This window comes from Neobacillus sp. MER 74 (assembly GCF_023714155.1).
The window spans coordinates 1-243 of the sequence record NZ_JAMAUV010000128.1; the positions used below are offsets into that span (position 1 = coordinate 1).

General features: G+C 56.8%; 1 rRNA gene. It reads left to right on the forward strand.

Features of this window, described 5'->3' with window-relative positions:
• Positions 1-243 (forward strand): 16S ribosomal RNA (locus M3610_RS27845); the annotation flags it as partial.

Here is a 243-nt window from a genome sequence, read left to right on the forward strand (position 1 = left end):
GACTCTTCGGAGTCTAGCGGCGGACGGGTGAGTAACACGTGGGCAACCTGCCTGTAAGACTGGGATAACACCGGGAAACCGGTGCTAATACCGGATAATCCTTTCCCTCTCATGAAGGAAAGCTGAAAGACGGTTTCGGCTGTCACTTACAGATGGGCCCGCGGCGCATTAGCTAGTTGGTGAGGTAACGGCTCACCAAGGCGACGATGCGTAGCCGACCTGAGAGGGTGATCGGCCACACTG